The following is a 22,769-nucleotide window of genomic DNA, read 5'->3' on the forward strand; positions in this document are numbered from 1 at the left end:
TCGGCCGCGGATACCAGGAATCAACCGAATCGTCGCAGCCGGCAGTGCCGCGCGCTGGGAACAGCGTCGGACACCGCCGGGGGACCGCGACCTGAAGCGTGCCGGCCCGATGGCCTGCACCATGAAAGGAGGGCGTCGGCATGGCCGTCGTCACCATTCGCCAGCTGCTCGACAGCGGCGTCCACTTCGGACACCAGACCCGCCGTTGGAACCCGAAGATGAAGCGCTTCATCTTCACCGAGCGCAACGGCATCTACATCATCGACCTCCAGCAGACCCTGGGCTACATCGACTCGGCCTTCGAGTTCGTCAAGGAGACCGTGGCCCACGGCGGCTCGATCCTCTTCGTCGGCACCAAGAAGCAGGCGCAGGAGGCCATCCAGGAGCAGTCCAAGCGCGTCGGACAGCCCTTCGTCAACCAGCGCTGGCTGGGCGGCATGCTCACGAACTTCCAGACGATCTCCGGGCGGCTGCGTCGCCTCAAGGAGCTCGAGGAGATCGACTTCGACGATGTCGCCGGCTCCGGCCACACGAAGAAGGAGCTCCTCATCCTCCGTCGTGAGAAGGACAAGCTCGAGCGCACCCTCGGCGGTATCCGCGACATGTCGCGCACCCCGTCCGCCGTGTGGATCGTCGACACCAAGAAGGAGCACCTCGCCGTCGACGAGGCGAAGAAGCTCGGGATCCCGATCATCGGCATCCTCGACACCAACTGCGACCCCGACGAGGTCGACTTCCCGATCCCGGGCAACGACGACTCGATCCGCTCGGTCGGACTCCTCACCCGCGTCATCGCCGATGCCGTGGCCGAGGGCCTGATCAAGCGCCACTCGTCCGGCGACGAGGGCGGCGAGAAGAACGTCTCCGCCGTCGAGGTCGAGCCGATGCCGGAGTGGGAGCGCGAGCTCCTCGAGGGCAAGGGCACCGACGAGGCCGCAGCCGAGGCACCCGCCGCCTCGACCACCGAGGCCTGATCCGTACCCCTCCCGGCCCGCACCACCGTGCGGGCCGGGACACCACACGTCGCGTGACGTAAAGGAGATCCCATGGCAAACTACACCGCTGCTGACATCAAGGCGCTGCGTGAGAAGACCGGCGCCGGCATGATGGACGTCAAGAAGGCTCTCGAGGAGGCACAGGGCGACCAGGCCAAGGCCATCGAGATCCTGCGCGTCAAGGGCCTCAAGGGCGCCACCAAGCGCGAGGGCCGCTCGACCTCCGACGGACTCGTCGCCACCCGCGTCGAGGACGGCGTCGGCACCATGATCGAGTTCAACTCGGAGACCGACTTCGTCGCCAAGTCCGACAAGTTCGTCCAGCTCGCCGACGAGGTCCTCGACCTCGCGGTGAAGAACGGCGCCGAGTCCGCCGAGGCGCTGCTCGCCGCCGAGGTCGACGGCAAGTCCGTCGAGCAGTTCATCACCGAGGGCGGAGCCGCGCTCGGCGAGAAGGTGGCCCTGCGCCGCGTCGGCCGCATCACCGGCGCGCACGTCGAGTCCTACCTCCACCGCACGAACAAGGACCTGCCCCCGCAGGTCGGCGTGCTCCTCGCCTACGAGGGCGACAACGCCGAGGTCGCGCACGACGTCGCCGTGCACATCGCCGCGATGTCGCCGAAGTACTTCTCCCGCGAGGACGTCCCGGCGGAGCTCGTGGAGAAGGAGCGCGAGATCGCGCTCGAGACCGCGAAGAACGAGGGCAAGCCCGAGCAGGCGCTGCCGAAGATCGTCGAGGGTCGCGTGGGCGGCTTCTTCAAGGAGAACTGCCTCCTCGACCAGGGCTTCGCCAAGGAGCCCAAGAAGTCGGTGGCCTCGGTGCTCGAGGAGGCCGGCGTCGCGGCGACCGGTTTCCTGCGCTTCCGCGTGGGCAGCTGACACACCGCACCACCGAAACACCGCACCACCGCGGACCGTCGCAGCACACGCTGAGCGCCGATCCGCCGCCGCAGGGCGGGGCCTCGTGCCCCGCCCTGCGCGCGTCTGCGGGTGCCCCGGTTGCCGCCCGTTGCGAACCGGTGGGTAGCGCTAGACTGGTCCACGGCTCCCATGCCCACCCGCGCGCCGGCACCCCGGCGGGCGGCAGACGTTCCGCTCAGCAGGAAGGCAGCCATGTCGGACTCCCACGTGCACACCTCGTCCCGCCAGGACAACCCCACCCGGACCCACCGCCGGCGGGTGCTCCTCAAGCTCTCCGGCGAGGTGTTCGGCGGCGGTGAGGTGGGCGTCAACCCCGACGTGGTGTCGGCCGTGGCGCGGGAGATCGCCGGAGCCGTGCCCGAGGTCGAGGTGAGCATCGTCGTCGGCGGCGGCAACTTCTTCCGCGGCGCGGAGCTCTCGCAGCGCGGCATGGACCGCACCCGCGCCGACTACATGGGCATGCTCGGCACCATGATGAACTGCCTGGCGCTCCAGGACTTCCTCGAGCAGGCCGGGGTCGACACGCGCGTGCAGTCGGCGATCCCGATGACCCAGGTCGCGGAGACCTACATCCCGCGCCGCGCGATGCGCCACATGGAGAAGGACCGGGTCGTGATCTTCGGTGCCGGTGCCGGGCTGCCGTTCTTCTCCACCGACACGGTCGCCGCCCAGCGTGCGCTCGAGATCCGCGCCGACGCGGTGCTCATCGCCAAGAACGGCGTCGACGGCGTCTACACCGCCGACCCCAAGGTCGACCCGACGGCGGAGAAGATCGATCGCATCACCTACCAGGACGCGCTCACCCGCGGGCTCAAGGTCGTCGACGCGACCGCGTTCTCCCTGTGCATGGACAACAGGCTCCCGATGGTGGTGTTCGGCATGGAGGGCGACCACAACCTGCGCCGCGCGATCGCCGGTGAGCGGATCGGCACGATCGTCACCGGCGACTGAGCGTCCCCGGCCCCTCGCCGCCCGCACGCGCACCCGACCCGGCCCGCACCTCGGCCCGGCGCTGTGCGCCGTGTCCGTGCGGCGCGCCTAGAATGGCACTACGAGACCAGCACCATCCCCCGACCCACCGAAAGGGCACGCAGTGATCAAGGAAACCCTGACCGAAGCCCGGCAGAAGATGGACAAGGCCATCGAGGTCACCAAGGACGACTTCGGCAATGTGCGCACCGGCCGGGCGAACCCCGCGCTGTTCGCGAGCATCCTCGTCGACTACTACGGTTCCCCGACGCCTCTCCAGCAGCTCGCCTCCTTCCAGGTGCCCGAGGCGCGCACCCTGCTCATCACCCCTTACGACCGCGGGGCGCTCGGTGATATCGAGACCGCGCTGCGCAAGTCGGACATCGGCGCGAACCCGGCCAACGACGGCAACATCATCCGCGTCGTCCTCCCGGAGCTCACCGAGGAGCGCCGGCGCGAGTACGTCAAGGTCGTCAAGGGCGATGCGGAGGACGGCAAGGTGTCCATCCGCAACATCCGCCGCAAGGCGAAGGAGACCCTGGAGAAGATCCAGAAGGACGGCGAGGCGGGCGAGGACGAGGTGCGCAGCGCCATCCAGGAGCTCGAGGACCTGACGAAGAAGAAGGTCGAGGAGATCGACTCGCTCCTCGCCGCCAAGGAGGCCGAGCTCCTCGAGGTCTGATCGTCCGGTGAGACGCACGACCAGGGCGGAGCGCCCGTCATGACCGAGGACCAGCAGGGCACCGGGGGCCAGCAGGGCCGAGCACCGGCAGGGGAGGCATCCCCTGCCGGTTCCGGCACGCCCGCCGCGGGTGCCGCTCCCGCCGCGAGCCCGGACCCGGCGCCGTTCCCACGGCGCCGCGACCTGCGCCTCGGCCGCGCGGCGCCCCCCGCACCGACCGGGCCCACGCCGACCGCCGAGGAGGCGCCCGGAAGCACCGCCCACCCCGTTCCGGGGGTGCAGACCGTTCCCGAGGCGCCCGCCGCCGGGGCCTCGGCTCGCACCGACTCGCCGCGTCGGCAGGCCGCGGAGCGCCGCCGGGTGGAGGCCGAGGCCGAGCGCGTGTCCGGCCCGATCCCGATCGTCACCCCCGCGATGGTCGGGGCAGGCGCCGCCGCGCGCGGGGAGACCGCCTCGGGAGCGGCCGGGGTGCCTGCCGTCCGCACCGGGTCCACGGCCCACCCGCCCGGCGCCGATTCATCGGATGCAGCGTCCACCGGCCCCGGGTCCACCGATCCGGATCCTGGCGCACCGGCCGCCGACCTCCCCGAATCCGCCTACGGGCACGGCTTCGTCACCCCCATCGCCGCGCCCGAGGCACCGCCGGCCGGCAAGGACTACGGCCGGGCCGGGCGCAACCTGCCGGCCGCGATCGGCGTCGGCGTGCTGCTCGGCGGCGGTGTGTTCGCCTCCCTGCTGTTCTACCCGCCCTCCTTCCTCATCATCGCCCTCGCCGGCATCCTCGCCGCGATGTGGGAGCTCGCCAACGCGCTCTCCCGCTCGGGCTCCGTGGTGGCACGGGTGCCCACGATCACCGCTGCCAGCTGCATGCTGCTCGCGACCTACCTCGGAGGCCGGGAGGCGCTCTGGGTGACCTTCACCGTGGGCGCCGGCGCGATCCTCCTCTTCACCCTGTTCGAACGTCGCCCCAACCCGGTCAAGGACGTGTGCCTCAGCCTCTTCGCGCTGACCTACGTCGGGCTCATGGCGGCGTTCGTCGTCCACATGCTCACCTTCGAGCAGGGCAATCTCCTCGTCATCTGCTTCCTCTCCCTCGTCGTCGCCTCCGACGTCGGGGGGTATGCCTTCGGCGTGCTCTGGGGCAAGCACCCGATCGCCCCGCGGATCTCGCCCAAGAAGTCGTGGGAGGGCTATGCGGGCTCGGCGATCATCGCGACGGCCGTCGGCATGTGCATGGCCGGGTTCGTGTTCGATGCCCCGCTGTGGACCGGCGCGGTGCTCGGCTTCGTCATCCCCGCCTTCGCCACCCTCGGCGACTTCTCCGAGTCGATGATCAAGCGCGACCTCGACCTCAAGGACATGGGCACCCTGCTGCCCGGCCACGGCGGCGTCATGGACCGGCTCGACTCGATCCTGCCCACCGCGCCCATCGCGCTCATCCTGTTCAGCTTCCTGCCCGGCTACATCACCTGAAAAGAGCACCGTTCGTGTCCCTCATCGATTCGCTGTCCCGCGCCGTCCCGGACGACATCATCATCACCGACCCCGATGTCATGGACCGGTACCTCCACGACGACGCCGAATGGGCGCCCTACGAGCAGGCGGTCGCCGTGATCCGCCCGCGGGACACCGCACAGGTCGCCGCAGCGGTGAACTGGTGCATCGAGAACCGGGTGGCCGTGGTGCCGCGCGGCTCGGGCACCGGCCTGTCCGGGGGAGCGAACGCGCTCGCCGGCTGCCTGGTGATCTCGCTCGACGCGATGGACCGCGTGCTCGCGGTCGACCCGGTCGAGCGCACCGCGCGGGTGCAGCCCGGCGTCATCAACAACGACCTGCGCGCCCGGGTCGCGGAGGACGGCCTGTGGTATCCGCCGGACCCGGCCTCGGCCCCGTGGTCGTCGATCGGCGGCAACGTCGCGACGAACGCCGGCGGCCTGTGCTGTGTGAAGTACGGGGTGACGAGCGAGTACGTGCTCAGCCTCGAGGTCGTCACCGGCACCGGGAAGATCGTGCGGGTGGGCAAGCGGACCGCCAAGGACGTCGCCGGCTACGACCTGCGCGCGCTCCTCGCCGGCTCCGAGGGCACGCTCGGCATCATCACCGAGGTCACCGTCAGGCTCCTCCCGCTGCCGCCGGCGGCCACTGCGATCGTCGGCTACTTCGACAGCCTCGTCGAAGCCGGGCAGGGCGTCGCCAACGTCACTGCCGCCGGCGTCATCCCGTCGGCCCTCGAACTCGTCGACTCCTACTGTCTCAAGGCCGTCGACGACTGGAAGAACATGGGGCTGTCCGCCGAGGCCGAGGTCATCCTCCTCGCATCGACCGACGTGCCGGGGGCGGCCGGGGAGGCCGAGGCCGCCGCGATCGTCGCCGCCTTCGAATCCGCCGGGGCGACCTTCGCCGCGGTGAGCGAGAACGCTGAGGAGGCCGAGGCGTTCTTCGCCGCCCGCCGTCTGGCCTACCCGGCGCTCGAACGGCTGGGCCCGGTGCTCACCGAGGACATCTGCGTGGCCCGCTCGAAGGTGCCCGAGGTGCTCCGCCGGATCCAGGGGATCGGGGAGGCCCACGACACCGTGCTCGCGCAGATCGCCCACGCCGGGGACGGCAACCTCCACCCGCTCCTCGTCACCCCGGCCGGGGACGAGGATGCCAAGCGGCGCGCGCAGGCGGCGTTCGAGGACATCATCGCGGTTGCCCTCGAGGCCGGCGGCACGGTGAGCGGCGAGCACGGGATCGGGCTTCTCAAGGCCGATGGGCTCGCCTCCCAGCTCTCCGCCGAGGTCATCGACATGCACGTCGCGGTCAAGCGGGCGCTCGACCCGCACGGCATCATGAATCCCGGTAAGGTGTTCGCCGTCCCGGGTGAGGAGTGAGGCTCGTGCGATACTGGAGGGCACATGACTGAGAACCCGCCCCGCAGACAGGTCCGCCCCGTCGTCGAGAACCCAGACGGGACGACCTCGCGCACGCCCACCCGCGACGGCCGGCCGCTGCTGAACTTCCGGTCCCCGCGCGTCACCCAGCCCCCGCAGCACCTCGCGGACATGACGATGGACGAGCGGATCACCGTGGTCAAGGAGATGGGACTGCCCGGCTTCCGCGCCAAGCAGCTCTCCACCCACTACTTCGTCCACCACACCACGGACCCCGAGGCGATGACCGACCTGCCCAAGGACCGCCGGGCCGAGCTCGTCGAACGCTTCTTCCCTCCGCTGCTCACCGAGGTCCACCGGCTGCGGACCAAGAACGGCGACACGATCAAGTTCCTGTGGCGGCTGTTCGACGGTGCGCTCGTCGAGTCCGTGCTCATGCGCTACCGCAACCGGATCACCCTGTGCGTGTCCTCGCAGTGCGGCTGCGGCATGAACTGCCCGTTCTGCGCCACCGGCCAGCAGGGGCTCACCCGCAACATGTCGAGCGCGGAGATCGTCGAACAGGTCATCCGCGCCAATCAGGTCATCGCAGCCGGTGAGCTCGCCGACACCTCCGGCGAGGACTCCGACATGCTCGGCAACCCGGCCGCCGCCGTCGGCTCCGAGGCCGACGAGGAGCAGGGTCGGGAGCCGACGTGCGCCTCGGGCGCGGAGAACGGGCCCGGCAGGGCGGAGCGGGTGACGAACATCGTCTTCATGGGGATGGGCGAGCCGCTCGCCAACTACAAGCGCGTCATGGGTGCGGTGCGCCGGTTCGTCGAGCCCGCCCCGGCCGGCCTGGGGATGGGTGCCAGGCGCATCACGATCTCCACGGTGGGACTCGTGCCGGGCATCAACAAACTCGCCGCGGAGGAGATCCCGGTGACCTTCGCGCTCAGCCTCCACGCTCCGGACGACGGACTGCGCGACGAGATGATCCCGGTGAACACCCGGTGGAAGGCCGACGAGGCGATCGACGCGGCCTACAACTACTACCGCACCACCGGGCGTCGGGTGAGCATCGAGTACGCGCTCATCAAGGACATGAACGACCACGCCTGGCGGGCCGAGCTGCTGGCGAAGAAGCTCAACGCGCGCGGACGGGGCTGGGTGCACGTCAACCCGATCCCGCTCAACCCGACCCCCGGCTCGGTGTGGACGGCCTCCGAGCCGGCCGTCGCCGCCGAGTTCGTACGACGCCTGCAGGACGCCGGCGTGCCGACGACCATCCGGGACACGCGCGGCAAGGACATCGACGGGGCGTGCGGGCAGCTGGCCGCAGCGCAGTGAGCATGGACTGAGGAGAGGACCACGGTGGACACGAACTTCCCCAGGATGTCGGGGTGGAAGAACGGCTACGACCCGGTGCAGGTCGACAGCTTCTTCAAGCGCGCCCGCGAATCCTTCGAACGCGAATCGCCGCAGCCCGGCGATCTCGATGCGCGTGCGGTGCGCACCGTGGGATTCGACCTCACCCGCAAGGGCTACCACGTGGGCGTCGTCGACGCCGCCCTCGACCGGCTCGAGGACGCCTTCGCCAAGCGGGCGCGCGACCGGCTGGTCGAGCGCTCCGGCCAAGACTCCTGGGTGCAGGAGCTCACCCGCGCCGCCGCCTCCCTGCGCGGCCGCCTCACCCGCCCGGCAGGGGAGCGCTTCAATCACCCGGAGAAGGGCATCATCGGCTACGACATCGCCGAGGTCGACGAGCTCTGCGACCGCATCAACGGCTACTTCACGCAGGGGCAGGCGATGAGCGTGGACGAGGTGCGGCGCGTGCTGTTCCGGGTGCGCAAGGGCGAGCGGGCCTACGACGAGGACCAGGTCGACGCGTTCATCGACCGTGTCGTCGAGGTCATGTCCAGTGTCGACTGAGATCCACTGGTTCCGCCGGCCCGGCGCGATCGCGCCCGATCACCCGGGCACCCTCAACCCGGTCTACGAACTGCTCGACCACCCCATCGTGCTCGGCCGCGCCGACGACCCCTTCCTCGCCCCCGAGCACGACGCGGAGGGGTTCTTCACCCATGAGGTGGCCCTCGACCGGGTCGCCAAGCTCGCCGGGATCCTGCGCCTGCTCGGCGTCGGACCGGATGCGCCCGTGCGGATCGCCGCCGAGGTGCCCGAGCCGGCCGCCGTGCTCGCCCGCCTCGCCGTGATCCGGGTGGGTGGGCGACTCACCGAGGACGCCTCCGCACCGGTCGACGTCGAGCTCCGCGCCGGCCGGAGCGCACCGGTGCGCGACGTCCACCGGGCCTTCGACAAGCCGGTCCGCCGGCTGCCGAGCGGCTTCGAGGGAGTCGCCGTCGCCGCTCGCGGTGAGGACGGCGCACTCGCCGCGCCCGTCGACCTCGACCCGGTGATGCGCGATGCCCGGATCGAACCGGCGGCGGCCGCCGAACTCCCGGCCGACCTCGTCGTCATCGCCCGTGAGGACGGGGCTCAGGTGCCGGCGCTTGCCGTCGCGGAGTCCCCGGCCTCTGTGCTCACTGTGCCGATCGCGAACTGATATTCCGGCGCCGTGCCGTTGACGGTGTGGTCCCCGACGAGTCGGGCCTTGTAGACCCACGGGTTGTGGGAGCCGACCGTGCGCGCATTGCGCCAGTGGCGGTCGAGCCCGGCCGCCTCCCGCACCGCGGAGGACCCGAGCGCGTCGAACACCCTGCCGGCCGCCTCCGGCACCAGCCGGGTGAGGGCGACCTGGGCCTGGGAGACGGCGAGTGTCGCCGCGTGGTTCGCCGCGGTGTCCGCGTCGGAGCTCTGCTCGGTGTCGGTTTCCGAGGCTGTCTCGGGGACTCCGGAGAGGGCGGTGTCGTGTGCGCGCTGGACGGCTTCGGCCGCGCTCGCGACCACCGCGCGGGCGGTGAAGGCTGCGGCCTCGGCCTCGCCGATGATCTGGAGGATCTGCGGGTCGTCGCGCACCCGGTCAGCATTCCCGTGGCTGTAGGAGCGCTCGCGCGCGGCGACGGCGCAGGCGGCATCTCGGGCGACCGCCGTCGCGATCCCGGCCTGGGTGGCGAGGAGCACGAGCTGGTAGAGCGCGGACTGGTAGCGGAAGCGGTCGGAGAAGGGGATGACATCGCGCGGATCGAGGCGGGCTGCAGTGAAGCGGGTGGTGCCGGTGCCGGTGAGACGCTGGCCGAACCCGTCCCAGTCGTCGCTCACCTCGACCCCGGGCTGGTCGAGCGGGATGAGCGCGACGTGGCGCACACCGGCGTCATCGGCGACGGTGGTGTCCGCGTAGTCGGCGTAGATCGAGCCAGTGGAGTAGAACTTCTCCCCGGTGACCTCGGCGACCTCATCGCGGGTGCGGATGCGGGTGCGCAGGGTGCCGCGCTCGACGTCCCCGATCTCCGTCCACGCGTTGCCGATCACCGCACCCGCAGTGATCCGGGGGAGCCAGCGGTCGCGGAACCCGGTGTGCGGGGTGACGAGCAGGTCCTCGACGAAGGCGATGTGCCCGCGCCAGATCTGGGCGCAGTTCGAATCCGCGGTGGCGAGGTCGACGAGCAGCGCGGCGAGCTGCGGGATCGAGGCGCCGAAGCCGCCGACATCGTGCGGCAGCCGGAGCCGGCCGAACCCCGCCTCGGCGAGCGCGCGGATCTCCGCGCGCGGCAGCGTGCGCGTCCGCTCGCGCTCGAGCGCACCGGCGGCGATCTGCTCGAACACCGGGGCGAAGCGTGCGCGCAGCTCTGTGGTCGTCGCTGTGGGAGGAACGGCCTGGGGACCGTCGCTCAGCGGGGAACGGTCAGCAGTCGGGGAGCCGGTGGTAGGGATACCAGGGGCATGCGGGGCAGTGGAGCGTGATTCGGGGGAGCGGACTGTGGTGGTCGAGGCGGTCATGATGACGGGATCCTTTCGCAGCGGTTGCCGCCACGTTAGGATCCCGTGCGCCCGGACCGCCGGCCCGCCGTCATCCGCCGACCCGGGCCGACGCGCCCATTCACATCACGTCATCCGCTGACACGCGTCATCGGGGCCAGATGATCCCTTATTCGAAGAAGTCCTCGTCGACCTCGACCACGTGGTAGGTCTGAGTGGTCTGCACTCCCACCCGATACGCGACCATGAGCGAGACCAGCCGTGTCCCATCGATGAGCACGATCCGAGTGGGAATCTGCTCCGCATAATCCAATGCCTGACGTGTGAAAGTGCTCGTGGTGAGGAAGATCCCGCGATTCGCACCCAGACCATGCAGTGCCCCGATGAATGCCTGGATCGCTTCGCGCCCGACCGAGTTGTGCGCCGCATAGCGCTTCGCTTGGACATAGATCCGTTCCAGGCCCAGCGCATCCTGATCGATGACGCCGTCGACCCCGCCGTCGCCTGTTCCGCCGATGCGTTTCCCCCGCTGCTCGGCGCCGCCGTAACCCATCGCGAGGAGCAGCCGGACGACGGCGTCCTCGAAGAAGGAGGGATCACTGTCCCGAAGGCGCGTCAACAGATCGTCGGCGACCTCCTCCGTGATGCGTGCTATCCCCGACTCGATCTGTTCGATCGGCGAGATCTCGGATTCGGTGGCTGCGTCTGCAATGATGCCGGCAGATTCGCCGTGCTGCGGCTGAGTGTGAGGCCAGTACTCCTTGAAGAGCCGGTTCGCATCTCCGAAATCCGGTTCGGCGTCGGGGTTCTCGCGCAACCACTTCAGTCCGTCGGGAGTGATGCGGTACTTCGCCCGTTCCGGGCGTTCGACCCATCCCGCTTTGAAGAGGCTGGTCAGAGCCCAGCCGACACGGTTGTCTGCGCGACCATCACCGACTGCGATGCGTTCTGCCCGAGCACTTTCGGAGAGTTCTGCGGAGTCGAGAACACGTGCGACGAGATCGCGTCGACGAACGATCGACCCGTCGGACAGGACCTGCAAGACGTGCGGGATGAACCTCGGCCAGATCGGGACCTCGGACTGTTCGGGCAGCTCGGTCATTGTTCTCGTGTCGGCCTTCCAGCTCGATCGTGCGGTGACTTCATCACGGCCGCTCGGCGTCCCAGCCGAGGGCACCGCGGATGAAGGCCGCCTGGCCGGTGTGCTGGGCGGCGTCGTCGATGATCGACACGATGCGCACTCCGCGGGTGACCGGTGGGTCGTAGGAGTCGTCGATGACCTCGGCGAGGTCGTCCGCCGTGAGCGTGCGGAGGTAGGCGACGGCCGCCTCGCGCACGGCATCGAGGTAGCCGAGCAGCTCCTCCGGCCCGTCGGCGCGGAACGCCGCCACCTGCTCCGGGGAGTCCCCGAAGCCGAAGTCCTCGGCCCCGCGGTCGAACCGCTTCGCCCAGCCCGCGGCGGTCCACACCTGCTCGCGGCCGGCGAGGTGGGCGATCTGCAGGTCCTGCTCGCGCGCGATGTGCCACACGAGCCATGCGATCGAGTTGCTGTTCTCGGTGAGTCGGGCATGCAGGGTGTCGGTGTCGATCCCCTCGAGGATCCCCCGGCACCCGGTGACGGCGCGGTCGTAGGCGTCGATGAGCAGTGCGCTGATGTCCACAGTGATCTCCTTCGTGGAACGGGTGGTGGGGACCGGACCGGGGCGCCGACCCGGAGGTCGACGCCCCGGTCGGGTGCGGTGCGAGTGCTGGTCCGCAGGTGCGGATCAGCGCTGGGCGGGTGCGCGCGGTGCGAGCCGCGGATCAGTTCGCGAAGGCGTTGATCCCGGTCATCGCGCGACCCAGCGTGAGCTGGTGGACCTCGTGCGTACCCTCGTAGGTGAGGACGGTCTCGAGGTTGATCGCGTGGCGCAGCGGCGGGTACTCGCTCGTGATGCCCGAGCCGCCGAACAGCGCGCGGAGGTCGCGGCAGATGTTCATCGCGGTGTCCACGGTGACCATCTTGCCGAGGCTGATCTGCTCCGGGCGCACGCCGACGGTGTCCTTGAGCTCGCCGATGTGCTTGGCGAGCAGAGTGATCTGCGAGTACTGGCCGAGCGCCTTCGCGAGCTTCTGCTGGGTGATCTGGAACGAGGACAGCGGGCGCTCGAACTGGATGCGGGTGCCGGTGTACTCGATCGCGGACTGGAGGGCGTCGCGGGCGGCGCCGGTGACGCCGAACACGATCCCGAACCGCGCCTCGGACAGGCAGGACAGCGGACCGCGCAGGCCCTTGGCCTTCGGCAGCATCGCGGATTCCGGCAGGCGCACGTTGTCGAGCACGATCTCACCGGTGATCGAGGCGCGCAGCGAGAGCTTGCGCTGGATCTTGGGCACCTCGACGCCGGGGGTGTTCGTCGGGATGACGAACCCGCGGACGATGTTCCTGCCCTTGTCGTCGAGCTCCTCGGTCTTCGCCCACACGACCATGACGTCGGACACCGGGGAGTTGGTGATCCACATCTTGGCGCCGTTGAGCACCCAGTCGCTGCCGTCCTTCTTCGCCGTGGTCTTCATGCCGGCCGGATCGGAGCCGACGTCGGGCTCGGTGAGGCCGAAACAGCCGATCGCCTTGCCGGCGGCCATCTGCGGCAGCCACTCGTTCTTCTGGTCCTCGGAGCCCCAGTGGTGGATGGCGAACATCGCGAGCGAGCCCTGCACGCTCACGAGCGAGCGCAGACCGGAGTCGATCGCCTCGAGCTCGCGGCACGCCAGCCCGTACTGGGTGGCGGTGGTGCCGGCGCAGCCGTAGCCCTCGAGGTGCATGCCGAGCACACCGAGCTCGCCCAGGCCCTCGGCGAGCTCGCGGGCCGGGATGGTCCCCTCGAGGTAGTAGTCGCCGATCTTGTCGCGCACGTTCTCGTCGAGCCACTTGCGGAGGACACCGGCGAACTCGCGATCCTCCTTGGAGAAGACGGAATCGATGCCGAGGATCTGATCGGGGGTCTGCACTGTGCTCATCACGGGGTCCTTCTGTTCGACGATCGGGGCGGAACACGCTCGGCGCACGACATGCATGACGCGGGGACTTCACTGTCCTCTAAGGATTCAGTGACATCATCGGTCAGCGTGAGCGTTCGTACTATCAGTGTAATCGGGACCACAGGGTCCGTGGGCACCCAGGCCATCGACGTCGTCACCGCGAACCCGGACCGGTTCGCGGTGAGCGCGCTGGCCGCCGGGTCGAACCGCGCGCTCCTCGTCGAGCAGGCGGTGCGCCTCGGTGCGCGCCGGATCGGACTCGCCGACCCCGGGGACGCCGGCGAGACGACGATCCGGGACATGCTCGCCCACGAGGCCGCCCGCCAGGGCCTGCCCGACCGGGTCGAAGCGATCGAGCTCGGGCCCGAGGCGAGCGAGCGGATCGCCGCCGCGGACGCCGACGTCGTGCTCAACGCCGTCACCGGTGCCGTGGGGCTGCGCAGCACGCTCGCCGCACTCGAGGCCGGCACGGACGTCGCGCTCGCGAACAAGGAGTCGCTCATCGTCGGCGGCCCGGTCGTGCTCGACGCCGCCGCCCGCTCCGGGGCCCGGCTCATCCCGGTCGACAGCGAGCACTCCGCGATCGCCCAGGCCCTGCGCGCCGGCCGGGCCGGCGAGGTCGAGCGCCTCGTCATCACCGCCTCGGGCGGGCCGTTCCGCGGTATGAGCCCCACCGAGCTCGAATCCGTCACCCCCGCCCAGGCGCTCGTCCACCCGACGTGGAACATGGGCACCGTCATCACCACGAACTCTGCGACGCTCGTCAACAAGGGCCTCGAGGTCATCGAGGCCCACCTGCTGTTCGGCATCGACTACGACCGGATCGACGTCGTCGTCCACCCGCAGTCCCAGATCCACTCGATGGTCGAGTACATCGACGGCTCGACGCTCGCCCAGGTGTCGCCGCCGGACATGCGCCTGCCCATCGCCTACGCGCTCGGCACCGGCACCGACGGCACGACCCGCCGCGTCCCGGGCGCGACCGCGCCCAACGACTGGACGACGCCCACCTCCTGGACCTTCGAACCCGTCGACTCCGCCGCGTTCCCGGCCCTCGACCTCGCCTACCGCGCCGGCCGCCTCGGGCACACCGCCCCGGCGGTGTACAACGCCGCGAACGAGGTGCTCGTCGAGGCCTTCCATGCCGGCCGGGTGACGTTCCCGCAGATCTCGGCCGGGATCGCCGCCGCGCTCGACGCGCTCACCGGGGACGCGCCCGCGGCCGCCGGCGTGCTCACCGTGGACTCCGTGCTCGCCGCCGACTCCCGCGCCCGGGATCACGCCCGGGACTGGATCGCCCAGGCCGGGGCCGAGCAGGAGCGGGCCGTCCGATGACACCGCTGCTCTACGCCCTCGGTGTCGTCCTCTTCATCGTCGGGATCAGCCTCTCGATCGCGCTCCACGAGCTCGGCCACCTCATCCCCGCCAAGCGGTTCGGGGTCAAGGTCACCCACTACATGGTCGGCTTCGGCCCCACCCTGTTCTCGCGCCGGCGCGGGGAGACCGAGTACGGGATCAAGGCGTTCCCGCTCGGCGGCTTCATCGCGATGCCCGGCATGTACCCGCCGCTCGAGGCGACGAGCGCCCGCGCCGAGCAGCTGGGCGCGGCCGACGACGCCGAGGAGATCGTCACCGCCGACGCCCGCCTCAGGGCGAGCGCCGAGGGCTCCGCGGAGACCGGGGCAGGCGCCTCAGCGCATCCCGGCTCCGTGCTCACCGCGGGGGACCCGCCGCGCCGGGAGCGCCGGCGCCGCGGTCGGCTGTTCGAGCGGAGCATGGCCGACGCCCGCGAGTTCTCCAACCAGGAGATCGGACCCGGCGAGGAGCGTCGCACCTTCTACGCGCTGTCCGTCCCCAAGCGCCTCGTCGTGATGTTCGGCGGCCCGGCGGTCAACCTCGTCCTCGGCATCCTCATCATGGCGGTCGTGATGCTGGGGTTCGGCGTCGTCCAGCCGACGACCACGGTGGCGACCGTCGTCGAGTGCGCTGTGCCCGCCTCGGAGGCGGCGAAGCGCCCCGCCGAGGAGCGCAGCACCTGCCGCGAGGGCGATCCGCTCACCCCGGCCTGGGAGGTCGGCATCGAGCCCGGCGACGTGATCGTCGCGATCGACGGGGAGGCCACGCAGTCGTGGGAGGAGCTGTCCGCGGCGGTCCGCGCCTCCGCAGGGGACACCGTGCCGGTCCGCGTCATGCGCGACGGCCACCAGTCCGACATCGAGGTGCCGATCATCGCCACCGAGCGCCCCGTCCTCGACGAATCCGGCGCCCCGGTCGTCGACGAGGCCGGCACCCCGGCCACGGAGACCACCGGCTTCCTCGGCGTGAGCCCGACACAGGAGCGCCGCCCGATGGCGCTCGCCGAGTTCCCCGGTGAGATGGCCGGCATGATCGGCCAGACCTTCACCGCGCTCTTCACCCTGCCGGAGAAGCTCGTCGAGATCGGCGGGGTAGCCTTCAGCGATGCCGAGCGCGACCCGGAGGGGCCGATCGGCATGGTCGGGGTGGGCCGCGTGGCCGGTGAGATCGTGAGCACCGAGCAGCTCGAGGTCGTCGAGAAGGCGCAGGTCGGGCTGTCGCTCCTGGGCTCCCTCAACCTCTTCCTCTTCGCGTTCAACATGGTGCCGCTGCTCCCGCTCGACGGCGGACACATCGCCGTCGCGCTCTACGAAGGGGCCCGGCGCCGGATCAACCTCGCACGCGGACGGGGGATCATCGGCCCCTTCGACACCGCCCGCCTGCTGCCGCTGACCTATGTCGTCGTCGGGGTGCTCCTGTGCATGACCGCGCTGCTCCTCTACGTCGACATCGTCAAACCGGTCATCCTGTTCGGCTAGCTGCTCCTCCGCGGCGTCATCGGGTGCGGTCGGGAGCGGGCGCCGTCTCCTGTTCTGTGATCTGCGCGACCTCCGCCGTTCAGGTTCCCTGCAATCGCGGGGGCTACGATGGAAGCAGTGTCATGCGCCCAGGTTCGGGCGCACTGCAGCCGTCGAAGGGAAACTCGTGACCTCGGTCAACCTCGGAATGCCCGCCGCTCCGCCCCCGGTGCTCGCACCTCGCCGGCAGACCCGCCAGATCAAGGTCGGCTCGGTGGGCGTGGGGTCCGAATCCCCGGTGAGCGTCCAGTCGATGACGACGACGAAGACCACCGACATCAACGCCACCCTCCAGCAGATCGCGGAGCTCACCGCGGCCGGCTGCGACATCGTGCGCGTCGCCTGCCCGAGCGCGGACGACGCCGAGGCCCTGCCGGCGATCGCGGCGAAGAGCCAGATCCCGGTCATCGCCGACATCCACTTCCAGCCCAAGTACGTGTACGCCGCGATCGACGCCGGCTGCGCGGCGGTCCGCGTCAACCCGGGCAACATCCGCAAGTTCGACGATCAGGTCAAGGAGATCTCCCGGGCCGCCGCGGATGCGGGCGTGTCGATCCGGATCGGCGTCAACGCCGGCTCCCTCGACAAGCGGATCATGGAGAAGTATGGCAAGGCCACGCCGGAGGCGCTCGTCGAGTCGGCGGTGTGGGAGGCCTCCCTGTTCGAGGAGCACGACTTCCACGACTTCAAGATCTCCGTGAAGCACAACGACCCGGTCGTCATGGTGCGCGCCTACGAGCTGCTCGCCGAGGCCGGCGACTGGCCGCTGCACCTCGGCGTGACCGAGGCCGGGCCCGCGTTCCAGGGCACGATCAAGTCCGCCACCGCGTTCGGCGCGCTGCTGAGCCAGGGGATCGGCGACACCATCCGCGTCTCCCTGTCCGCGCCGCCCGTCGAGGAGATCAAGGTCGGCAACCAGATCCTCGAATCCCTCAACCTGCGCCCGCGGAAGCTCGAGATCGTGTCGTGCCCCTCGTGCGGCCGCGCCCAGGTCGACGTCTACACGCTCGCCGACAAGGTCACCGCCGGTCTCGAGGGCATGGAGGTGCCGCTCCGGGTGGCAGTCATGGGATGCGTGGTCAACGGGCCCGGTGAGGCGCGCGAAGCCGACCTCGGCGTGGCCAGCGGCAACGGCAAGGGGCAGATCTTCGTCAAGGGCGAGGTCATCAAGACCGTGCCGGAGTCCGAGATCGTCGAGACCCTCATCGAAGAGGCCATGCGCATCGCCGAGGAGATGGAGGCTCCGTCGGGTCCGGCCGAGGTGGTCGTCGGCTGATGCGGCTGGCCCGGCTCGGCCACGAGCACACCGACTGGTTGAGCAGGCTCACCGAGGCCGACCCCGCCCAGCACGTGTTCCTCGCCAGTCTGCTCGAGCTCACCCGCAGCGCGCAGGTGTCGTCCCCGTCCGGGACCCTGTACGGGGTGTTCGACGGGGACGAGCCGGTCGCCGCCTACTGGATCGGCGGCAGCATCATCTCGCTCGGCGCGACCCCGCGCACCAACGCGCTCGTCGCCGACATGCTCAACTCGCGCGGCCGCTTCGCCTGTTCGATCATCGGCGACCACCGGCCGGTCATCGACCTCCACCGGCGCCTGCGCTGGGGCCCGGCCCGCAGCGTGCGCGCCGACCAGCCGTTCATGGTCGCCGACCGGCAGCCCCGCGTGGCACCCGCCGCCGAGGTGCGGGTCGGGGACCTCGAGGACGTCAGCGAGGCCTACGCGGCGGCCGTTGAGATGTTCACCGAGGAGGTCGGGTTCTCCCCGGTGGAGAACGGGTCCGCGGGGTACCTGAGCAAGGTCCGCTCGAACCTCGCCAGCGGCTCCACCCTGCTCTACACCGCCGAGCGCGGGCCGGACGGCGAGCCGCTGCCCCGCTGGCCGGCGCAGAACTCCGCGCGGCAGGTCGTGTTCAAGGCCGATATCGGCATCCGCTCGGACACGGCGGTGCAGATCCAAGGGGTGTGGGTGCACCCGGCGGTCCGCGGCCGCGGGCTCGCCGCGCCCGGCATGGTCGCCGTCACGGACCACGTCCGGCGCACCGTGGCGCCCGTCGTCAGCCTCTACGTCAACGCCTTCAACGCCCCGGCGCTGCGCACCTACGCCGCCGCCGGCTACTCCCAGCGCGGCCGGTTCGCCACGATCATCTACTGACTCCCAGAGTGCAATTCACGAAGGTTCCTGGGAACGATTCCGCGAACCATCGCAATCTCACGCGACAACAGCGTCAGTCCTCCCGCGGGTCGAAGCGGAACTCACCGGGCGCCTCGGCGCCGGACCGGTCCCGTCCGCGCAGGGCCTCGAGCGCGCGCCGGTCCTTCTTCGTCGGCCGCCCGGTGCCCTTGTCGCGTCGCGGCACCCATCCGCGCAGGGTCGGATCCGGCGGGGGCGTGAGGTCCTCGTAGCACTGCTGGGCGATCGGCGCACCGCCGCGCGTGTCGAGGAGGGCGGTGATGCGGAGGATCTTCTCGAATCCGGTTCGACGCACCCGGACCTCCTGACCGATCCGCACCTTCTGCGAGGCCTTGACCCGCTGGCCGTCGAGCTGCACGTGCCCGCCCCGGCACGCCGTGGTCGCCGCCGACCGGGTCCGGAACATCCGCACGGCCCACAGCCAGACGTCGATGCGCTGGGATTCGCTGGAGTCGAAACGGGGTTCGGGCATGGGTCGAGTCTACGGTTCTCCGCAGAGCCGAGGACAGCTCGGAGCGGCATGGGGCGGCCCGGCCGGCCGTCCCCGCGCCGGCAGTGATGCGGATGCCTGGCAGCCCACCGGCTGCCCGCGGCAGACTCGGAAGGGGCGGATGCGTCCGCGGAGTTGAGAGACTGGGTGCATGACTCCACCACCGGTGAGCCTCACCGCACCCGCCCTCATCGACTGGACACCGCCGCGAGGCCTGCGCGCCCACGAGTCCACCTCGGTCATCGGGCGCGGCCAGGCGATGTGGGACCGTGCGAGCACCGAGGTCCTCCGCTGGACCGTGAAGACGCGCAGCGGGTTCCGGGTGGCGCCCGCCGCCGAGGCGGTCGTCGGCGCACGCCCGACGGTCACCGCCGGCCTGCTCGGGATCACGGTCGTCGAACCGGTCGAGGTGGTCGAGGTCGTCCGCGCGGCGGATCGGGTGGGCTTCGCCTACCGCACCCGCCCCGGCCATCCGCTCGACGGCGAGGAGGCGTTCATCGTCCACCGGGCCGGACCCGAGGTGCGGCTGACGATCCGCTCCCTCACCCGGCCCGCCCCGGCCGGGTTCTGGCGGCCGCTGTACCCGGCACTGCTCGTCGCCCAGCAGGTGGTGCGCCGCCGCTACCGCGCCGCCCTGCGCCGGCCGGGCTGACCGGGACGATCCGGCTCGCGGGGGGCGCGGCCCCGCTCAGCCGGTGAACTCGACGCCGGGCCGGGGTCGGGTGTCGACGGTGAGTTCGAAGACGTCGGGCCGGGAGTAGTGCCCGACCGGGTCGAAGTCGTAGGTGGTGCGGGAGCGGGCGGTGACGTCGACCTCGGCGGTGAGGATCGTCTCCTCGTCGTAGACGGGGCCGGCGAGCAGTTCGCCGGTGGGGCCGTAGATCGCCGAGCCGCCGCGGATCAGCCAGCCGGCCTCGTTCGGCTCGAGCACGCTCGCGTAGTCGTCCCCGAAGTCCTCCGCGCGGATCGCCTGGCACGCGGAGAGGACGAAGCAGCGGCCCTCCATCGCGATGTGGGCCATGGTGTGCTGCCAGGTGTCGCGATCGTCGACCGTCGGAGCGCAGTAGATCTCGACGCCCTGGGCGTACATCGCCTGCCGGAGCAGCGGCATGTAGTTCTCCCAGCAGATCACCGCGCCGGTCCTGCCGGCGGGGGAGTCGACGACCGGCAGGGTCGACCCGTCGCCGAATCCCCAGATCAGGCGCTCGGACCCGGTGGGCATGAGCTTGCGGTGGTGGCCGCCGATGCCGTGCTCGGCGTCGATGTGGACGGCGGTGCAGTAGAGCGTCTGGCCGAGGCGCTCGATGATCCCCAGCACCGTGAACACTCCCGTGCGGCGGGCGGCCTCCGCGATCTCCTCGAGCTCCGGGCCGTCGAGGGCGACGGCGTTGTCGAAGTACCGCTGGTACTCGTCCCGGCCGGCATCGGTGCGCCGGCCCACCGGGGCGCCGAAGGTCAGACCCTTCGGATAGGTCCCGAGAGTGGCTTCCGGGAACACCGCGAGCTCCGCCCCGGCCCGTGCTGCATCGTCGATCAGACTGCAGATCTTCGCCGTGGTGGCGGCGCTGTCGAAGGGGATGGAACCGGTCTGGACGACGGCGACTCGGGTCATGGTGACTCCTCGGATGGTGTGGTGTCGAGTGCGGTGGGTGACCGGCGAGTGCCGGTGTCCTCCTGCCATCGTGCCATCACCGGCGCGGTCACCGGCACCGGGCCCGGAGGGGAGGAGGCCGAGGCGCACCCCGGGTTCGTCCACAATCGATGAAGCACAGGAAAGAAAACTCATATTATTTTCGAACAGGCTGTGGATAACGTGACTCTGCGACTCATTTGAGCCGTTCCGTGTCCGTGCCTCCCGATAGCGTGGAATCACAGAAGCACCACCCGCTGGACCCCGATCACGGGGTATCGAGTTCGACCGGACCGGTCGGAGAGGGTGGAGCAGACGGCACCGGTTCGCAGCTGCAGGACCGCTGGGCGAGGACCGGTGCGGCCGAGGCACGGAGAGAGGAGGCGAGCAGCCCGATGACCGCGACGAGAACCGTCCCCGCAGGCGCACGAGCGCCGGACGGAGTCCGGGCGCTGCTGCGTCTGCAGGACTCGCTGCCCGCCTACGATCGGCTCATGCTCGCGCGGATGCGCCTCATCGCGGACACCGTCGTCGAGGAGTGCCTCGACCTCGAGCCCGAACCGGCGCCCGAACTCGCCGCGGAGCCCATGTCCACGTCGAAATGGGTCCTCGCGCGGATGACAGGGGAGCACCTCACCTGCCTCGCCGCCGTGCTCGATTCCACGATCACGCGAGCTTACTCGACGGCCCGTGACGCGCTCATCATCGGCTTCAGCCTCCATCGCACCCGTGCGCTCGTGGAGACCGGGACCATGTGCTTCGACCGGCTGCAGTACGCGGCGCGGCGCGCGCATCGCCTGGGGGATGCCGCGCTCGCCGAGCTCGACGCCGGGATCGCGGAGCTGCGACCCGATCTGTCGTGGAAGTCGTACTGCCGGGCGGTCAACGATCTCATCCGCCTGCTCACCGACGATGACGACCGCGACGAGGACGTGCACACCCGCCGGCGCGTCGAGTTCTGGCGCAGCGATCCCTCCGAGGGGAAGCTCCTGCTGACCGGCCCGCTCGAACCGCTCTACGCCCTGCACCGGCGGCTCGAGGCCACCGCCCGGGCGATCGCGCGGGCGCAGACCGGCACCTTCGGCGAGCAACTCCCGCCGGGAGCGGTGATCGTCGACGACCGCACGGTGCCGCAACTGATGTTCGACCTCATGAGCACGCTCGCGCCCGGCACCGAGGTCGAGGTCCTCAACCCCGTCGACTTCGCTCGTGTGGACCCCGCCACCGACCCCGCCGACGCCTGCGACCTCGTCGATGCACTCATCCGAACCGCAGGCGGTGCGGCTGACGCCTGCGACGCTGCACCACCGGCCGATCCGGATCCGGCCTCGGGACCGGGCAGTCCGCCCGCTGACCCGAGCCGTGTCGTCATCACCTGCCCGACGAACCAGGAATGGCTGCGCCGACAGGCGACCGTCGTCGTCACGGTCCCATTCCTCAGCCTCACCGGACACGCCGAGCTGCCCGGCCACTGGTCGGACGGCGGGCCTGTTCCGGTGGAGATGGCCCAGCGGTTCGCGTCCCGGAGCTCGTCGTTCTACCGGATCCTCACCGACCCTGTCTCCGGCGCCGTCTGCGACGAAGCCGCTCGCTCCTACGTGATCCCCAAGGGCATCCGGATGACGATGAACGAGAAATGGATCTGGTGCACCGCGCCCGGATGCGCCCGGCAGGCCGAGACCTGCGACGCCGACCACGCGATCCCGTTCGATCATGCGGATCCGGCGGCCGGCGGCCGCACCGACCTGGAGAATCTCCACCCTCTGTGCAGGGCGCACCACCTGATGAAGACCGAGGGCACGCTCACGCTCCGCACCGGCCCGGGAGGGATGAGACGGTGGGAGTTCCCCCACGGCATCACCGCCGAGGTCCGCTCGGCCGAGCGCATCATCGACCGGGCTGCGGCCCGCGAGATGCTCCGCGTCCTCGGACTGCCGGACCCGAGCGGCCGCGCCGGACCGGTGAGCCCTGACGACCGCGCGGGACCGATGGATCCCGATGACCGCGCCGGACCGGGTGATCGCCGATTCTGCTCCGAACCTGATCGCTCGCCCGACCCTCCTGCTGATCGCGGCCGTCCGCGGCCCGCTGGGCCGCCCGATCCGTGGACCTGTCGCAGCGGCGCTGACGATGCGCTGTGGACCCATGCGGACGACGACCCGCCGCCGTTCTGAGAGGTGCGATCGGTCGCCGAGCCGCCGATGGGGTCGGATCCCGCGAACTGCGGTCGGCCAGGTGCAGGTGGGGCTATAGCATCACCTGGTCAC

Annotated in this window: 21 protein-coding genes; 15 read left to right on the plus strand and 6 right to left on the minus strand. The window is 70.6% G+C overall.

The window, feature by feature from the left end; all coding sequences use genetic code 11:
* Window positions 1-140: 140 nt before the first annotated feature.
* From rpsB to AB0I45_RS04090, 9 genes are all read left to right on the plus strand, one after another.
* Window positions 141-974 (plus strand): 30S ribosomal protein S2, encoded by an 834-nt coding sequence (gene rpsB / locus AB0I45_RS04050; RefSeq protein WP_137320131.1) that lies wholly within the window; start codon window positions 141-143, stop codon window positions 972-974.
* Window positions 975-1,046: 72 nt separating this feature from the next.
* On the plus strand, window positions 1,047-1,874 hold the full coding sequence (gene tsf, locus AB0I45_RS04055) for a translation elongation factor Ts (protein WP_137320130.1): 828 nt from the start codon (window positions 1,047-1,049) through the stop codon (window positions 1,872-1,874).
* 234 nt (window positions 1,875-2,108) lie between these two features.
* Window positions 2,109-2,867 carry a UMP kinase gene (gene pyrH / locus AB0I45_RS04060; RefSeq protein WP_137320129.1) on the plus strand — a complete coding sequence of 253 codons (759 nt, stop codon included), beginning with the start codon at window positions 2,109-2,111 and terminating at the stop codon, window positions 2,865-2,867.
* A gap of 142 nt (window positions 2,868-3,009) precedes the next feature.
* On the plus strand, window positions 3,010-3,567 hold the full coding sequence (frr, locus tag AB0I45_RS04065) for a ribosome recycling factor (protein ID WP_137320128.1): 558 nt from the start codon (window positions 3,010-3,012) through the stop codon (window positions 3,565-3,567).
* Window positions 3,568-3,606: 39 nt separating this feature from the next.
* Window positions 3,607-5,040, plus strand: coding sequence for a phosphatidate cytidylyltransferase (locus AB0I45_RS04070; protein ID WP_360316943.1), 1,434 nt, complete (start codon window positions 3,607-3,609; stop codon window positions 5,038-5,040).
* A gap of 14 nt (window positions 5,041-5,054) precedes the next feature.
* Window positions 5,055-6,440: an FAD-linked oxidase C-terminal domain-containing protein gene (locus AB0I45_RS04075; protein WP_345032690.1), complete on the plus strand. Its 1,386-nt coding sequence runs from the start codon at window positions 5,055-5,057 to the stop codon at window positions 6,438-6,440.
* Window positions 6,441-6,464: 24 nt separating this feature from the next.
* A complete protein-coding gene (gene rlmN, locus AB0I45_RS04080; RefSeq protein WP_137320127.1) occupies window positions 6,465-7,769 on the plus strand; it encodes a 23S rRNA (adenine(2503)-C(2))-methyltransferase RlmN in 1,305 nt (434 codons plus the stop codon).
* Window positions 7,770-7,793: 24 nt separating this feature from the next.
* Window positions 7,794-8,351: a DivIVA domain-containing protein gene (locus AB0I45_RS04085; protein ID WP_137320126.1), complete on the plus strand. Its 558-nt coding sequence runs from the start codon at window positions 7,794-7,796 to the stop codon at window positions 8,349-8,351.
* Window positions 8,341-8,985 (plus strand): hypothetical protein, encoded by a 645-nt coding sequence (locus AB0I45_RS04090; protein ID WP_137320125.1) that lies wholly within the window; start codon window positions 8,341-8,343, stop codon window positions 8,983-8,985. The genes AB0I45_RS04085 and AB0I45_RS04090 overlap by 11 nt, the downstream gene beginning before the upstream one ends.
* On the opposite strand, the gene AB0I45_RS04095 is transcribed toward AB0I45_RS04090, so the two are convergent.
* From AB0I45_RS04095 to AB0I45_RS04110, 4 genes are all read right to left on the minus strand, one after another.
* Complete coding sequence (locus AB0I45_RS04095) at window positions 8,919-10,319, minus strand: acyl-CoA dehydrogenase family protein (RefSeq protein WP_360316949.1); 1,401 nt, start codon at window positions 10,317-10,319, stop codon at window positions 8,919-8,921. The genes AB0I45_RS04090 and AB0I45_RS04095 overlap by 67 nt on opposite strands.
* 148 nt (window positions 10,320-10,467) lie before the next feature.
* Window positions 10,468-11,400 (minus strand): restriction endonuclease, encoded by a 933-nt coding sequence (locus AB0I45_RS04100; RefSeq protein ID WP_360316952.1) that lies wholly within the window; start codon window positions 11,398-11,400, stop codon window positions 10,468-10,470.
* A gap of 43 nt (window positions 11,401-11,443) precedes the next feature.
* The gene (locus tag AB0I45_RS04105) at window positions 11,444-11,959 is read right to left on the minus strand and encodes a DUF664 domain-containing protein (protein WP_247423798.1); all 516 of its coding nucleotides are present in this window, start codon (window positions 11,957-11,959) and stop codon (window positions 11,444-11,446) included.
* A gap of 142 nt (window positions 11,960-12,101) precedes the next feature.
* Window positions 12,102-13,298 (minus strand): acyl-CoA dehydrogenase family protein, encoded by a 1,197-nt coding sequence (locus tag AB0I45_RS04110; RefSeq protein ID WP_360316955.1) that lies wholly within the window; start codon window positions 13,296-13,298, stop codon window positions 12,102-12,104.
* Between the two features lie 108 nt (window positions 13,299-13,406).
* On the opposite strand from AB0I45_RS04110, the gene dxr reads away from it, so the two are divergent.
* The 4 genes from dxr (at window position 13,407) to AB0I45_RS04130 (ending at window position 18,343) form a co-directional block, all read left to right on the plus strand.
* Window positions 13,407-14,654: a 1-deoxy-D-xylulose-5-phosphate reductoisomerase gene (gene dxr / locus AB0I45_RS04115; RefSeq protein ID WP_360316958.1), complete on the plus strand. Its 1,248-nt coding sequence runs from the start codon at window positions 13,407-13,409 to the stop codon at window positions 14,652-14,654.
* Entirely contained in the window at window positions 14,651-16,153 is a 1,503-nt protein-coding gene (locus AB0I45_RS04120) for a site-2 protease family protein (protein WP_360316961.1), read from the plus strand. The genes dxr and AB0I45_RS04120 overlap by 4 nt, the downstream gene beginning before the upstream one ends.
* A 166-nt stretch (window positions 16,154-16,319) precedes the next feature.
* Entirely contained in the window at window positions 16,320-17,468 is a 1,149-nt protein-coding gene (ispG, locus tag AB0I45_RS04125) for a flavodoxin-dependent (E)-4-hydroxy-3-methylbut-2-enyl-diphosphate synthase (RefSeq protein ID WP_247423794.1), read from the plus strand.
* Window positions 17,468-18,343, plus strand: a complete 876-nt coding sequence (locus AB0I45_RS04130) for a GNAT family N-acetyltransferase (RefSeq protein ID WP_360316965.1) — start codon at window positions 17,468-17,470, stop codon at window positions 18,341-18,343. The genes ispG and AB0I45_RS04130 overlap by 1 nt, the downstream gene beginning before the upstream one ends.
* 73 nt (window positions 18,344-18,416) lie before the next feature.
* Here the strand turns inward: AB0I45_RS04130 and AB0I45_RS04135 are convergent, their stop codons facing one another.
* Complete coding sequence (locus AB0I45_RS04135; RefSeq protein ID WP_360316968.1) at window positions 18,417-18,854, minus strand: RNA-binding S4 domain-containing protein; 438 nt, start codon at window positions 18,852-18,854, stop codon at window positions 18,417-18,419.
* Between the two features lie 169 nt (window positions 18,855-19,023).
* On the opposite strand from AB0I45_RS04135, the gene AB0I45_RS04140 reads away from it, so the two are divergent.
* The gene (locus AB0I45_RS04140) at window positions 19,024-19,524 is read left to right on the plus strand and encodes a DUF1990 family protein (RefSeq protein WP_137320114.1); all 501 of its coding nucleotides are present in this window, start codon (window positions 19,024-19,026) and stop codon (window positions 19,522-19,524) included.
* Window positions 19,525-19,560: 36 nt separating this feature from the next.
* Here AB0I45_RS04140 and AB0I45_RS04145 read toward each other — a convergent pair whose 3' ends face one another.
* Entirely contained in the window at window positions 19,561-20,484 is a 924-nt protein-coding gene (locus AB0I45_RS04145) for a carbon-nitrogen hydrolase family protein (protein WP_137320113.1), read from the minus strand.
* A 413-nt stretch (window positions 20,485-20,897) separates the two neighbouring features.
* Between AB0I45_RS04145 and AB0I45_RS04150 the strand changes: the two genes are divergently transcribed.
* A complete protein-coding gene (locus AB0I45_RS04150) occupies window positions 20,898-22,676 on the plus strand; it encodes an HNH endonuclease signature motif containing protein (RefSeq protein ID WP_360316972.1) in 1,779 nt (592 codons plus the stop codon).
* Window positions 22,677-22,769 lie beyond the last annotated feature (93 nt).

The sequence above is a fragment of the Brevibacterium sp. NPDC049920 genome, from assembly GCF_040656435.1.
Lineage (GTDB): Bacteria > Actinomycetota > Actinomycetes > Actinomycetales > Brevibacteriaceae > Brevibacterium > Brevibacterium pityocampae.

Coding starts and splice junctions, on each gene's coding strand:
- rpsB (WP_137320131.1), top strand. CDS start 141: ATGGCCGTCGTCACCATTCGCCAGCTGCTCGACAGCGGCGTCCACTTC.
- tsf (WP_137320130.1), top strand. CDS start 1,047: ATGGCAAACTACACCGCTGCTGACATCAAGGCGCTGCGTGAGAAGACC.
- pyrH (WP_137320129.1), top strand. CDS start 2,109: ATGTCGGACTCCCACGTGCACACCTCGTCCCGCCAGGACAACCCCACC.
- AB0I45_RS04070 (WP_360316943.1), top strand. CDS start 3,607: ATGACCGAGGACCAGCAGGGCACCGGGGGCCAGCAGGGCCGAGCACCG.
- rlmN (WP_137320127.1), top strand. CDS start 6,465: ATGACTGAGAACCCGCCCCGCAGACAGGTCCGCCCCGTCGTCGAGAAC.
- AB0I45_RS04095 (WP_360316949.1), bottom strand. CDS start 10,319: ATGACCGCCTCGACCACCACAGTCCGCTCCCCCGAATCACGCTCCACT.
- AB0I45_RS04100 (WP_360316952.1), bottom strand. CDS start 11,400: ATGACCGAGCTGCCCGAACAGTCCGAGGTCCCGATCTGGCCGAGGTTC.
- AB0I45_RS04110 (WP_360316955.1), bottom strand. CDS start 13,298: ATGAGCACAGTGCAGACCCCCGATCAGATCCTCGGCATCGATTCCGTC.
- AB0I45_RS04120 (WP_360316961.1), top strand. CDS start 14,651: ATGACACCGCTGCTCTACGCCCTCGGTGTCGTCCTCTTCATCGTCGGG.
- AB0I45_RS04130 (WP_360316965.1), top strand. CDS start 17,468: ATGCGGCTGGCCCGGCTCGGCCACGAGCACACCGACTGGTTGAGCAGG.
- AB0I45_RS04135 (WP_360316968.1), bottom strand. CDS start 18,854: ATGCCCGAACCCCGTTTCGACTCCAGCGAATCCCAGCGCATCGACGTC.
- AB0I45_RS04140 (WP_137320114.1), top strand. CDS start 19,024: ATGACTCCACCACCGGTGAGCCTCACCGCACCCGCCCTCATCGACTGG.
- AB0I45_RS04145 (WP_137320113.1), bottom strand. CDS start 20,484: ATGACCCGAGTCGCCGTCGTCCAGACCGGTTCCATCCCCTTCGACAGC.
- AB0I45_RS04150 (WP_360316972.1), top strand. CDS start 20,898: ATGACCGCGACGAGAACCGTCCCCGCAGGCGCACGAGCGCCGGACGGA.